Annotated in this window: 11 protein-coding genes; all 11 read right to left on the reverse strand. The window is 63.4% G+C overall.

Annotated elements, in window-relative coordinates:
* Window positions 1–7 precede the first annotated feature (7 nt).
* Window positions 8–1,540, reverse strand: coding sequence for an NADH-quinone oxidoreductase subunit M (gene nuoM / locus JET17_RS09505; RefSeq protein WP_012313762.1), 1,533 nt, complete (start codon window positions 1,538–1,540; stop codon window positions 8–10).
* Between the two features lie 40 nt (window positions 1,541–1,580).
* On the reverse strand, window positions 1,581–3,434 hold the full coding sequence (nuoL, locus tag JET17_RS09510) for an NADH-quinone oxidoreductase subunit L (protein WP_012313763.1): 1,854 nt from the start codon (window positions 3,432–3,434) through the stop codon (window positions 1,581–1,583).
* Complete coding sequence (gene nuoK, locus JET17_RS09515) at window positions 3,431–3,739, reverse strand: NADH-quinone oxidoreductase subunit NuoK (protein WP_008096201.1); 309 nt, start codon at window positions 3,737–3,739, stop codon at window positions 3,431–3,433. The genes nuoL and nuoK overlap by 4 nt, the downstream gene beginning before the upstream one ends.
* Before the next feature lie 3 nt (window positions 3,740–3,742).
* On the reverse strand, window positions 3,743–4,243 hold the full coding sequence (gene nuoJ / locus JET17_RS09520) for an NADH-quinone oxidoreductase subunit J (protein WP_012313764.1): 501 nt from the start codon (window positions 4,241–4,243) through the stop codon (window positions 3,743–3,745).
* Between the two features lie 10 nt (window positions 4,244–4,253).
* The gene (gene nuoI, locus JET17_RS09525; RefSeq protein WP_003251442.1) at window positions 4,254–4,802 is read right to left on the reverse strand and encodes an NADH-quinone oxidoreductase subunit NuoI; all 549 of its coding nucleotides are present in this window, start codon (window positions 4,800–4,802) and stop codon (window positions 4,254–4,256) included.
* 11 nt (window positions 4,803–4,813) lie between these two features.
* The gene (gene nuoH, locus JET17_RS09530) at window positions 4,814–5,821 is read right to left on the reverse strand and encodes an NADH-quinone oxidoreductase subunit NuoH (protein ID WP_012273297.1); all 1,008 of its coding nucleotides are present in this window, start codon (window positions 5,819–5,821) and stop codon (window positions 4,814–4,816) included.
* Window positions 5,818–8,532: an NADH-quinone oxidoreductase subunit NuoG gene (gene nuoG, locus JET17_RS09535; protein WP_012313765.1), complete on the reverse strand. Its 2,715-nt coding sequence runs from the start codon at window positions 8,530–8,532 to the stop codon at window positions 5,818–5,820. Before nuoG ends, nuoH begins: the two co-directional genes overlap by 4 nt.
* 132 nt (window positions 8,533–8,664) lie before the next feature.
* Window positions 8,665–10,041 (reverse strand): NADH-quinone oxidoreductase subunit NuoF, encoded by a 1,377-nt coding sequence (gene nuoF, locus JET17_RS09540; RefSeq protein WP_012313766.1) that lies wholly within the window; start codon window positions 10,039–10,041, stop codon window positions 8,665–8,667.
* Window positions 10,038–10,535 (reverse strand): NADH-quinone oxidoreductase subunit NuoE, encoded by a 498-nt coding sequence (gene nuoE, locus JET17_RS09545; protein WP_012313767.1) that lies wholly within the window; start codon window positions 10,533–10,535, stop codon window positions 10,038–10,040. The genes nuoF and nuoE overlap by 4 nt, the downstream gene beginning before the upstream one ends.
* A gap of 2 nt (window positions 10,536–10,537) precedes the next feature.
* Window positions 10,538–12,319, reverse strand: coding sequence for an NADH-quinone oxidoreductase subunit C/D (nuoC, locus tag JET17_RS09550; RefSeq protein WP_012313768.1), 1,782 nt, complete (start codon window positions 12,317–12,319; stop codon window positions 10,538–10,540).
* A gap of 79 nt (window positions 12,320–12,398) precedes the next feature.
* Window positions 12,399–13,076, reverse strand: coding sequence for a NuoB/complex I 20 kDa subunit family protein (locus JET17_RS09555; protein ID WP_012313769.1), 678 nt, complete (start codon window positions 13,074–13,076; stop codon window positions 12,399–12,401).
* Window positions 13,077–13,086 lie beyond the last annotated feature (10 nt).

Consider the following 13,086-nt stretch of genomic DNA (forward strand, 5'->3'; position numbering starts at 1 on the left):
AGCGCTCTTACCGGGCCGAAGCGAGTTGAGTGAAAGCGGAGCCAAGCCACTGCTGCACACCGCTCATGGTGGCGGCAGAAGTGTCGAGGAACGGCTGCGGGTACACACCAAGCACGATTAGCAGCACCGCCAGGCCCAGTACCATGATCAGCTCGCGGCCGTCCATGCCGGCCAGCACGGTGTCGCTCTTGCTTGGGCCGAAGTAGGCACGGTGGATCATGATCAGCGAGTAGACCGAGCCGAAGACCAGGCCGGTGGTAGCGATCACGGTGATCCACGGCACGCTGGCGAAGCTGCCGATCAGGATCAGGAACTCGCCAACGAAGTTGCCGGTGCCTGGCAGGCCCAGCGATGCAGCAGCGAAGAACAGGCTGATGGCAGGCAGGTAGGCGATGCGGTGCCACAGGCCACCCATCTGGCGCATGTCACGGGTGTGCAGGCGCTCGTACAGCTGGCCGGACAGGATGAACAGCGCGGCAGCCGAAAGGCCGTGGGCCAGCATCTGGATCACCGCGCCTTGCAGGGCCTGCTGGCTGCCGGAGTAGATACCGATCAGTACGAAGCCCATGTGCGAGACGCTGGAGAAGGCGATCAGGCGCTTGATGTCGGTTTGCGCGAAGGCCAGGAAGGCACCGTAGAAGATACCGATCAGGCCCAGGGTCATGGCGATCGGTGCAAACTCTGCCGAAGCGTTCGGGAACAGCGGCAGGGCGAAACGCAGCAGGCCGTAGGCCGCTGTTTTCAGCAAGATGCCCGCCAGGTCTACGGAACCTGCGGTCGGTGCCTGGGCGTGCGCATCAGGCAGCCAGGAGTGGAACGGCACCACCGGCAGCTTCACCGCGAAGGCGATGAAGAAGCCCAGCATCAGCAGGTATTCGACGCCAGCCGGCAGTTCGGCCTTGAGCAGGTCGCTGTAGTTGAAGGTGAGCACGCCGGTGGTGTTGTAGTTGACCAGCACCAGGCCAAGAATCGCCACCAGCATGATCAGGCCGCTGGCCTGGGTGAAGATGAAGAACTTGGTGGCGGCGTAGATCCGGGTCTTCTTGCCGTCTGCCGAGCTGTGACCCCAGAGCGCGATGAGGAAATACATCGGCACCAGCATCATTTCCCAGAAGAAGAAGAACAGGAACAGGTCCAGGGCCAGGAATACACCGACCACGCCGCCCAGGATCCACATCAGGTTGAGGTGGAAGAAGCCGACGTGGCGCTGGATTTCTTTCCAGGAGCACAGCACCGAGAGCACACCGAGCAGGCCGGTGAGCAGGATCATCAGCAGCGACAGGCCGTCCAGGGCCAGGTGGATGCTGATGCCGAAGCGCTTGATCCACTCGAGCTTGTATTCGAGTGCCCAGGCAGGTTCGGCGCCCGGTGCAGGGGCCAGGGTGTAGTCGCCGGTGCCCCACAGCCACAGGCCGATGCCGAGCAGCAGGGACATGGTCAGCAGCGCGATCCAGCGCGGCAGGGTGGAGCCGAAGCGCTCACCCAGCCAGCACAGGAAGCCGCCGATGAAAGGGATCAGGATCAGCCAAGGCAAAATCATGACGGGTTGGTTTCCTTTGGCAAAGTCGCAAGATTCATAGTCATACCGCAGCCACTACCACAGCACCGAGTACCAGCACGGCGCCGACAGCGATCGAGGCGGTGTACCAGCGCAGCTGGCCGGTCTCGGTCTTGCTCATGGCGACGTGGCCGCCACGCGCCATCCGAGGGATCAGGCCGATGCTGCGGTCAACCGGATCCTTGCGCAGGATGTGGCTGATCAGCAGGTAAGGTTTGACGAAGAGCTTGTCGTAGATCCAGTCGAAGCCCCAGGCGGCGAACCACCAGGCCGAAAGGACGCGGCCGATGCTGCTGTTGGCGACGGCGCTGACGAAGCGGCGCTTGCCCAGGAACAGCAGGGCCGACAGCAGGATACCGGCGATGGCGATGGCGCCTGAGGCGATCTCCAGCGAGTGCTTGGCTTCACCGCCGGCATGGCCTGCGCTTTCAGGCAGCACGCCTGCCAGCGGCGGGTGGATCCAGGCGCCGACGAAGGTCGACAGCACGATCAGCACGCCCAGCGGCAGCCAGTGGCTGATGCCGTGGCCGGCGTGGGCCTCGGTCTTGGCTTCGCCGTGGAAGGCGATGAAGATCAGGCGGAAGGTGTACAGCGAGGTCATGAACGCACCGACCAGGCCGGCGTACAGCAGGCCGGTATTACCGCTGGCGAAGGCTTCCCAGAGGATCTCATCCTTGGAGTAGAAGCCTACGGTCAGGATCGGCAGGGCGGCCAGGGCGGCACCACCGACCACGAAGCTGGCGTAGGCCAGCGGCAGTTTCTTCCACAGGCCACCCATCTTGAAGATGTTCTGCTCGTGGTGGCAGGCAACGATCACCGCACCCGAAGCAAGGAACAGCAGGGCCTTGAAGAAGGCGTGGGTCATCAGGTGGAAGATTGCCGCGTCCCAGGCACCCACGCCCAGCGCCAGGAACATGTAGCCGATCTGGCTCATGGTCGAGTAGGCGAGGATACGCTTGATGTCGGTCTGCACCAGTGCGGCGAAACCGGCCAGCACCAGGGTCACACCACCGACCACACCGACCAGGTGCAGGATGTCCGGGGCCAACAGGAACAGGCCGTTGGTACGGGCGATCAGGTACACGCCTGCGGTCACCATGGTGGCGGCGTGGATCAGTGCCGAAACCGGGGTCGGGCCTGCCATCGCATCGGCCAGCCAGGTCTGCAGCGGCAGTTGGGCCGACTTACCGACCGCGCCACCCAGCAGCATCAGCGTTGCCAGGACCATCCAGGTGTCGCCCGCCTGGAACTTCTGCGGTGCCAACACCAGCAGTTCCTGCACATTCAAGGTACCCAGCTGGACGAACAGGATGAACAGGCCGATGGCCAGGAACACGTCGCCGATACGGGTAACGATGAAAGCCTTGAGTGCTGCATTACCGTTGTTGCGGTTGCTGTAGTAGAAACCGATCAACAGGTAAGAGCACAGGCCCACGCCTTCCCAGCCGAAGTAGATGAACAGCAGGTTATCGCCCAGGATCAGGAACAGCATGCTGGCGATGAACAGGTTGGTGTACGAGAAGAAGCGCGAGTAACCGGCTTCGCCACGCATGTACCAAGAGGCGAACAGGTGGATCAGGAAGCCCACGCCGGTGACCACGCCGAGCATGGTGACCGACAGGCCGTCCAGGTACAGGGTGAAGTTCGGCGCGAAGCCGTCCACCGACATCCACTGCCACAACAGCTGGCTGTACGCGCCGCCTTCAGGCGGGGCGACATTGAATTGCCAGATGACGTAAGCCGCCACGGCGGCCGAGAGGCCGACCGAGCCGACGCCGATCAGGGCGGACAGGTTCTCCGAGAACCGCCCGCGCGAGAACGACAGCAGCAAAAAGCCGATCAGGGGGAAGACGAAAGTCAGGAAGAGAAGGTTCATCCGCGCATCTCACTGGCAGCATCGATGTCGAGAGTGTGGAAGCGGCGATACAGCTGCAGCAGGATCGCCAGGCCGATACTGGCCTCGGCGGCTGCCAGGCTGATCACCAGAATGAACATCACCTGGCCGTCGGGCTGGACCCAACGGGCACCGGCGACGATGAACGCCAGGGCAGAGGCGTTCATCATGACTTCCAGGCTCATGAGCACGAAGAGGATGTTGCGGCGGACCATCAGGCCAACCAGACCTAAGCAGAACAGGATGCCGGCGACGGCCAGACCATGCTCGAGAGGGATAGCACCCATGATTTACTCCTTCGCCTCATTGCGGCCCAGGTGGAAGGCGGTGACGGCTGCGGCGAGCAGCAGCATCGAGGCCAGTTCGACCACCAGCAGGTAAGGGCCGAACAGGCTGATACCCACTTCTTTCGGGCCCACGGTGGTGCCGCTGATGCCGGCACCGCTCGGGGTGACGAACAGCACGTACAGCAGCTCCAGCAGCAGCAGGGTGCCGAGTATCACCGGCCCTGCCCAGATGCCGGGTTTGAGCCAGCCGCGTTCCTGGGCGACCGAGGCCGGCCCCAGGTTGAGCATCATCACCACGAAGACGAACAGCACCATGATGGCGCCGGCGTAGGCGATCACTTCCAGGGCGCCGGCGAACGGCGCACCCAGGGCGAAGAAGATCATTGCCACGGAAATCAGCGAAATGATCAGGTAGAGCAGGGCGTGCACGGGGTTGGTGCCGGTCACCACCCGAAGGGTGGAAACCACGGCGATCCCGGATGCGAAGTAGAAAGCGAATTCCATCTTTCTGTCCTTATGGGAGCAAGCTCTTCACGTTGATCGGCTCGGCTTCGTTCTGTGCAGAGCCTTTCGGCTTGCCAGCGATCGCCATACCCGCAACACGGTAGAAGTTGTAGTCAGGGTTCTTGCCGGGGCCGGAGATCAGCAGATCTTCTTTCTCGTACACCAGGTCCTGACGCTTGAACTCGGCCATTTCGAAATCCGGAGTCAGCTGGATCGCGGTGGTCGGGCACGCTTCCTCGCACAGGCCGCAGAAAATGCAGCGCGAGAAGTTGATGCGGAAGAACTCCGGGTACCAGCGGCCGTCCTCGGTCTCGGCCTTCTGCAGCGAGATGCAGCCGACCGGGCAGGCCACCGCGCAGAGGTTGCACGCTACGCAGCGCTCCTCGCCGTCGGGGTCGCGGGTAAGGACGATGCGCCCGCGATAGCGCGGCGGCAGGTACACGGGTTCTTCGGGGTACTGCAGGGTGTCGCGCTTGCGGAACCCGTGGGAGAACACCATTGCCAGGCTGCGCAGCTGAGTGCCGGTGCCCTTAACGATGTCGCCGATATATTTGAACATGGGTCAAATCCTCACTGGGCCGCGACGGCTGGCGTGTTGTAAAGCACGATCGCAGCGGTCACCAGCAAATTGATCAGGGTCAGCGGCAGGCAGAACTTCCAGCTGAAGTCCATCACCTGGTCATAGCGTGGGCGCGGGATCGAAGCGCGCAGCAGGATGAACAGCATGATGAAGAACGCGGTTTTCAGCGCGAACCACAGGAACGGCACTTGCGGCAGGATGCCGAACGGGCCGTGCCAGCCACCGAAGAACAGGGTCACCAGCAGCGCCGAGATGAGGATGATGCCGATGTACTCACCGACGAAGAACATGCCCCATTTCATGCCGGCATACTCGATGTGGTAGCCGTCGGCCAGTTCCTGTTCCGCTTCCGGCTGGTCGAACGGGTGACGGTGAGTCACGGCGACGCCGGCGATGAAGAAGGTGCAGAAGCCGAAGAACTGCGGAATGATGAACCACAGGTTCTGGGCCTGGTATTCAACGATGTCACGCATGTTGAACGAGCCCACCTGCACCACCACGCCCATCAGCGCCAGGCCCAGGAACACTTCGTACGACACGGTCTGTGCCGACGCACGCAAGCTGCCCAGCAGGGCGTACTTGTTGTTCGACGACCAGCCGGCGAACAGCACCGCGTAGACCGACAGGCCGGCCATGGCAAAGAAGAACAGCAGGCCGATGTTCAGGTCGGCAACGCCCCAGCCCGGTGTGATCGGGATGATCGAGAAACCGATCAGCAGCGCGCTCATGGCCACGACTGGTGCCAAGGTGAAAATCATCTTGTCGACGAAGGGCGGGTTCCAGTCTTCCTTGAAGAACATCTTCAGCATGTCGGCGGCGATCTGGAACATGCCGAACGGGCCGACACGGTTCGGGCCGTAACGGTCCTGCCACCAGCCCAGCAGGCGGCGCTCGACAAAGCTGAGCAGTGCGCCGCAGACCACTACGGCCAGCAGCACCACGATAGCCTTGACGACCTGGATGATCACATCGATCACTTCGGGGGTGAACCAGCTCATTGTGCTGCCTCCTGCAGACCTTCGACGGATGCACCGAAGATGGCCGGCGGGATGCCGGCCAGGCCTTTGGGCAGCGCGACCAGGCCAGCGCCCAGTTCTTCATTGATGCGCAGCGGCAGGCGCAGGGCCACACCGGCCACGTTCAGGCTCAGCAGAGTCCCTTCGTTGACGCCCAGGCGGTCGGCCTCGGACTTGGCCAGTGCCACGTAGGCGGCAGGGATGCGCTCTTGAACCGGTGCAGCGCGCGAGGAGCTTTCTTCGCTGCCGAACAGGTGGAAGAACGGTACTGCGGTCCAGGTGCCACGGGCCGGGTTGAAGGCGCCCGGAATGGCGTTGAACCAGTTCAGGCGGTCGCCTTGCGATTCGATCAGGCGCACGCCCGGGTCACCGGCACGCAGGTGGCCGCCGACCTCGTCCTGGAACTTGTTCCAGGCTTGCGGCGAGTTCCAACCCGGCGACCAGGCGAACGGCACCTGCTGGCGCGGTTCGGCGGAGCCCGAGTAGCCTTCCATGGAGAAGGCGAACGCGGTGTCCTTGTCCTGCGGGGTGCGTGGCTCGTGCACGCTGATGTTGGCGCGCATCGCGGTACGGCCGGAGTAGCGCAGCGGCTCACGGGCCAGCTTCATGCCCTTGATGCGGAACGCCGCCGAAGGTGCCGCGTTGACGATGCCGGCCAGTTGCGGGGCAGCTTCGGCGCAGGCGCTGGTGACGTGGTCCAGCTGGGTCCAGTCGACCGGCTTGTTCAGCAGGGTGGCACGCAGGGCGTGCATCCAGCGCCAGCCTTCGTGAACCAGGATGCTGCTGTCCAGGTACTGCGGGTCGAACACCTGGAAGAAGCGCTGGGCACGGCCTTCCTGGCTGACCAGGGTACCGTCGCCTTCGGCGAACGAGGCCGCCGGCAGCACCAGATGGGCACGCTCCAGGGTGGCAGTGTTGGAATGGTCGGCGACGATGACGACCTTCGCAGCTGCCAGGGCGGCATCGACCTTGGCGGCCGGTACGCGGGTGTACAGGTCGTTTTCCAGCACCACGATGGCGTCGGCTTTGCCGCTGATGACCGCATCCAGCGCGGCATCGGCGGACTCGCCACCGAGCATGGCCAGGCCAAGGCTGTTGGCCTCAGGTACGACCAGGCTCAGCGAGCCGTTTTTCTCGCGCAGCTTCAGGGCCTTGGCGATGTTCGCGGCAGCTTCGATCAGCGCAGGGTCGGCCAGCGAAGTACCGGCCACCACCAGCGGGCGCTTGGCGGCGACCAGGGCGTCGGCGATGCGCTTGGCCAGGGCCAGGGCTTCGTCGTCCAGACCTGCAACGGCCGGGGCGCTCGGGTCGATGGCGTGGGCCACGGCGAAGCCGATGCGCGCAAGGTCGGCGGGGGCGGCGTGCACGCATTCTTCGGCGACGTCGTCCAGCTTGGTTTCAGCCAGGCTGGCGATGAACAGCGGGTACAGCGCGTGCTGGCCGATGTTCTTCACTGCAGCGTCGAGCCAAGGCTGCACTTTCATGGCCTCGGCCATGGCTTCTGCCTTGCCTTTAGTGGCCTGGCGCACGGCCAGGGCAACGCGGGCGGCGGTCTGGGTCAGGTCTTCGCCGAGCACGAACACTGCGTCGTGGTCTTCGATGTCGCGCAGGGTCGGCACCGGCAGCGGGCTGTTGTTCAGCACGTCCAGGGCCAGACGTACGCGGGCCAGCTCACCGGCTTCCATACCCGAGTAAAAGTAGTCGGCACCGACCAGCTCGCGCAGGCCGTAGTTGCTTTCCAAGCTGGCGCGGGGCGAGCCGATACCGACGATGGTGCGGCCGCGCAGCAGGTCGGCGGCCTTGTCCAGGGCAGCGTCCAGGCCCAGCTTGGTGCCATCGGCCAGGCGTGGCTGGCGTGGGCGGTCGGTGCGGTTTACGTAGCCATAACCGAAGCGGCCACGGTCGCACAGGAAGTACTGGTTGACCGAGCCGTTGAAACGGTTTTCGATCCGGCGCAGCTCGCCGTAGCGCTCGCCCGGGCTGATGTTACAGCCGCTGGAGCAGCCGTGGCAGATGCTCGGGGCGAACTGCATGTCCCACTTGCGGTTGTAGCGCTCGGAGTGGGTCTTGTCGGTGAACACGCCGGTCGGGCAGACCTCGGTCAGGTTGCCGGAGAACTCGCTTTCCAGCACGCCGTCTTCAACGCGGCCGAAGTACACGTTGTCGTGGGCGCCATAGACACCCAGGTCGGTACCGCCTGCGTAGTCCTTGTAGTAGCGCACGCAGCGATAGCAGGCGATGCAGCGGTTCATCTCGTGAGCGATGAACGGGCCGAGGTCCTGGTTCTGGTGGGTACGCTTGGTGAAACGGTAGCGGCGCTCGTTGTGGCCGGTCATTACCGTCATGTCCTGCAGGTGGCAGTGGCCGCCTTCCTCGCACACCGGGCAGTCGTGCGGGTGGTTGGTCATCAGCCATTCGACGACGCTGGCGCGAAACGCCTTGGATTCGTCATCGTCGATGGAAATCCAGGTGCCGTCGGAGGCAGGGGTCATGCAGGACATGACGATACGACCACGGGTGTCGTTCTCGTCGGTGTACTGCTTGACCGCACACTGCCGACAGGCGCCAACGCTTCCAAGCGCCGGGTGCCAGCAGAAATAGGGGATGTCGAGGCCGAGCGACAGACACGCCTGTAACAGGTTGTCTGCACCGTTGACTTCGAGCGCTTTGCCGTCTACGTGGATAGTGGCCATTGTTCAAAGTTCTTCGTTGGCCCGCGTGAGCGGGCGTGGCTAATGGAAATCTGTAAGCCTGCGGCCCGCCGCGAATCGTTCGGGCCGGCCTGCAGGCTGGCGGATGGCACGGACCACCCGCGTTCTATCTTTTTATGCGCCGACTACAATCGGCCCGGCCTGGATTGGCTTCGCCAGGTTCGGGCGCAGGGTGCCAGCGCTTTCAGGCGCTACACCGGCCTCGAACTCCGAGCGGAAGTACTTGATGGCACTGCCCAGCGGCTCGACGGCACCGGGTGCGTGAGCGCAGAAGGTACGGCCTGGGCCGAGGAAGTTGACCAGACCCAGCAGGGTCTCGATGTCTTCGGCACGGCCCTGGCCATTTTCCAGGGAACGCAACATTTTCACGCTCCACGGCAGGCCGTCCCGGCAGGGCGTGCACCAGCCGCACGATTCGCGGGCGAAGAACTCTTCCATGTTGCGTAGCAGCGAAACCATGTTGACGCTGTCGTCGACCGCCATGGCAAGGCCCGTACCCATGCGGGTACCGACCTTGGCGATGCCGCCGGCGTACATCTGCGCGTCGAGGTGCTCGGGCAGCAGGAAACCGGTACCGGCGCCACCTGGCTGCCAGCACTTGAGCTTGAAGCCGTCGCGCATGCCGCCGGCGTAGTCTTCGAACAGCTCACGGGCGGTCACGCCGAACGGCAGCTCCCACAGCCCCGGGTTCTTGACCTTGCCGGAGAAGCCCATCAGCTTGGTGCCGTGGTCCTCGCTGCCTTCGCGGGCCAGCGACTTGTACCAGTCGTTGCCATTGGCGACGATGGCCGGCACGTTGCACAGGGTCTCGACGTTGTTTACGCACGTCGGCTTGCCCCACACACCCACGGCGGCAGGGAAGGGCGGCTTGGAGCGCGGGTTGGCGCGGCGGCCTTCCAGCGAGTTGATCAGTGCGGTTTCTTCACCGCAGATGTAGCGCCCGGCACCGGTGTGCACGAACAGTTCGAAGTCGAAGCCCGAGCCGAGGATGTTCTTGCCCAGCAGGCCGGCAGCCTTGGCTTCATCGATGGCGCGGTTGAGGTTTTTCGCCGCAGTGGTGTACTCGCCACGCAGGAAGATGTAGCCGCGGTAGGCCTTCAGGGCGCGGGCGCTGATCAGCATGCCCTCGACCAGCAGATGGGGCTGTTGCTCCATCAGCATGCGGTCCTTCCAGGTGTTGGGCTCCATTTCGTCCGCGTTGCACAGCAGGTAGCGGATGTTCATGGATTCGTCTTTGGGCATCAGGCCCCACTTCACGCCAGTGGGGAAGCCCGCGCCGCCACGGCCCTTGAGGCCGGAGTCCTTGACGCTCTGCACGATGTCGTCGGCGGACATTTCTGCCAGTGCCTTGCGGGCGGCAGCGTAGCCGTTCTTGGCCTGGTACTCGTCGAGCCACACCGGCTCGCCGTCGTCACGCAGGCGCCAGGTCAGCGGGTGAGTTTCGGCCGAACGCGCGATGCGGTTGGCCGGGCCGAAGGAAGTGATGGTCATACGTAACCCTCCAGCAGCTTGGAAACGCCAGCAGGCTGCACGTCGCCAAAGGTATCGTCATCGATCATCAGCGCCGGGGCCTTGTCGCAGTTGCCCAGGCAGCATACCGGCAGCAGGGTGAAACGCCCGTCCGCAGTGGTCTGGCCCAGGCCGATGCCCAGTTCGCTCTGGATCTGGCTGACCACCGACTCGTGGCCGCCGATGTAGCAGACCATGCTGTCGCACACACGAATGATGTGGCGGCCGACAGGCTGGCGGAAAATCTGGCTGTAGAAGGTGGCCACGCCCTCGACGTCGCTGGCAGGGATGCCCAGTACTTCGCCGATGGCGTAGATGGCGCCGTCCGGCACCCAGCCGCGTTCCTTCTGAACGATCTTCAAGGCTTCGATGGACGCCGCGCGCGGGTCCTCGTAGTGGTGCATCTCGTGCTCGATGGCCGAGCGCTCGGTTTCGCTCAGGGCGAAACGGTCTGTCTGGATAAGCGTGCTGTTCATGCTTAGCGGTCCACGTCAGCCATAACGAAGTCGATACTGCCCAGGTACGCAATGAGGTCGGCGACCATGCTGCCTTTGATCACCGAAGGGATCTGCTGCAGGTGCGGGTAGCTCGGGGTGCGGATCCGGGTGCGGTAGCTCATGGTGCCGCCATCGCTCGTCAGGTAGTAACTGTTGATGCCCTTGGTCGCTTCGATCATCTGGAACGACTCGTTGGCCGGCATGACCGGGCCCCACGAGACTTGCAGGAAGTGCGTGATCAAGGTTTCGATGTGCTGCAGGGTGCGCTCTTTCGGCGGCGGCGTGGTCAGCGGGTGGTCCGCCTTGTACGGGCCTTCCGGCATGTTGCGCAGGCACTGGTCGATGATGCGGATACTCTGGCGCATCTCCTCGACACGCACCATGCAGCGATCGTAGGCATCACCGTTGTGGGCCAGCGGGACTTCGAACTCGAAGTTCTCGTAGCCGGAGTAGGGGCGCGCTTTGCGCAGGTCGAAGTCGCAGCCGGTGGCACGCAGGCCGGCACCGGTGGTGCCCCATTCCAGCGCTTCTTTGGTGTTGTATGCAGCCACGCCGATGGTACGGCCCTTGAGGATGCTGTTCTGCAGGGCGGCCTTGGTGTATTCGTCCAGGCGCTTGGGCAGCCACTCGACGAAGTCCTTGACCAACTTTTCCCAGCCACGAGGCAGGTCGTGGGCGACGCCGCCGATGCGGTACCAGGCCGGATGCAGGCGGAAACCGGTGATCGCTTCGATCACGGTGTAGGCGCGCTGGCGGTCGGTGAAGGTGAAGAACACCGGAGTCATGGCGCCCACGTCCTGGATGTAAGTACCCAGGAACAGCAGGTGGCTGGTAATGCGGAAGAACTCGGCGAGCATGATGCGAATCACGTCGACCTTCTGCGGCACCTGAATACCGGCCAGCTTTTCTACCGCCAGGACATACGGCAGGTTGTTCATCACCCCGCCAAGGTAGTCGATACGGTCGGTGTAGGGGATGAAGCTGTGCCAGGACTGGCGCTCGGCCATCTTCTCGGCACCACGGTGGTGGTAGCCGATGTCCGGTACGCAGTCGACGATCTCTTCGCCGTCCAGCTGCAGGACGATACGGAACGCACCGTGGGCAGACGGGTGGTTGGGGCCCAGGTTGAGGAACATGTAGTCCTCATTGGCACCCTGACGCTTCATGCCCCAGGCTTCCGGGTTGAAGCGTGCCGATTCCTCTTCAAGCTGCTGCTTGGCCAGTGTCAGGCTGTAGGGATCGAACTCGGTGGCGCGGGCCGGGTAGTCCTTGCGCAGCGGATGGCCTTCCCAGGTCGGCGGCATCATGATGCGGCTCAGATGCGGGTGGCCGGCAAAGTCGATGCCGAACATGTCCCAGACTTCGCGCTCGTACCAGTTGGCGTTTGGCCAGATGCCGGTCACGGTCGGCAGGTTCAGGTCGCCTTCGCTGAGCGACACCTTGATCATCACGTCGCTGTTACGCTCGACCGACAGCAGGTGGTAGAACACACTGAAATCGGCGGCAGGCAGGCCGCGGCGCTGGGTGCGCAGGCGTTCATCGACACCGTGCAGGTCGTACAGCATGCTGTAAGGCTTGGAAACACCGCGCAGGAAGCTGAGCACCTCTTTGAGCTGGGCGCGCTTGACCCACAGCACGGGCATGCCGGTGCGGGTTTCCTGGGCGACGAATGCTTCGGCGCCAAAACGGTTGTGCAGTTCGACGACCACATCCTGGTCGTCAGCCTTGTAAGGCGGAATGAAAATAGCGTTGTCCGCTGTCATGGTCTCGGTCGCTTTGGGTCAACGTTAAGAATGAAGCCAGGCCGCCGGCTCCTTGGGGAGCGGGCGGCAGGTCGCTGGATCAGACTTCGTCGGGGCTGCGCAGGTTGGTTACTGCAATGCGCTGCTCGCGACGCAGGTCTTTCTGGGCTGGCATCTCGGCACGGTAAATACCTTGATCACCAACAACCCAGGAAAGCGGGCGTCGTTCTTGGCCGATCGACTCCTGCAACAGCATCAAGCCTTGCAGGAAAGCTTCAGGGCGTGGCGGGCAGCCAGGCACATAGACGTCCACGGGGAGGAACTTGTCGACCCCCTGAACGACCGAGTAGATGTCGTACATGCCACCGGAGTTGGCGCACGAGCCCATGGAAATGACCCATTTGGGTTCGAGCATCTGCTCATACAGACGCTGGATGATCGGCGCCATCTTGATGAAGCAGGTACCGGCGATGACCATGAAGTCGGCCTGACGCGGCGAGGCCCGGATGACTTCGGCGCCGAAGCGGGCGATGTCGTGGGGCGCCGTGAAGGCCGTGGTCATTTCCACGTAGCAGCAGGACAGGCCGAAGTTGTACGGCCAGAGGGAGTTCTTGCGCCCCCAGTTGACCGCACCACGCAGCACATCTTCGAGTTTCCCCATGTAGATGTTCTTGTGGACCTGGTCCTCTAGCAGTTGATCGGTAACGGTTTCCCGTTCGCCGACCGGGTACTGCTCGTTGGGCGCATCCGGATCGATTCTGGTGAGATTGTATTGCATTGCCAAAGCC

It is taken from the genome of Pseudomonas putida (genome assembly GCF_016406145.1).
Lineage (GTDB): Bacteria > Pseudomonadota > Gammaproteobacteria > Pseudomonadales > Pseudomonadaceae > Aquipseudomonas > Aquipseudomonas putida_E.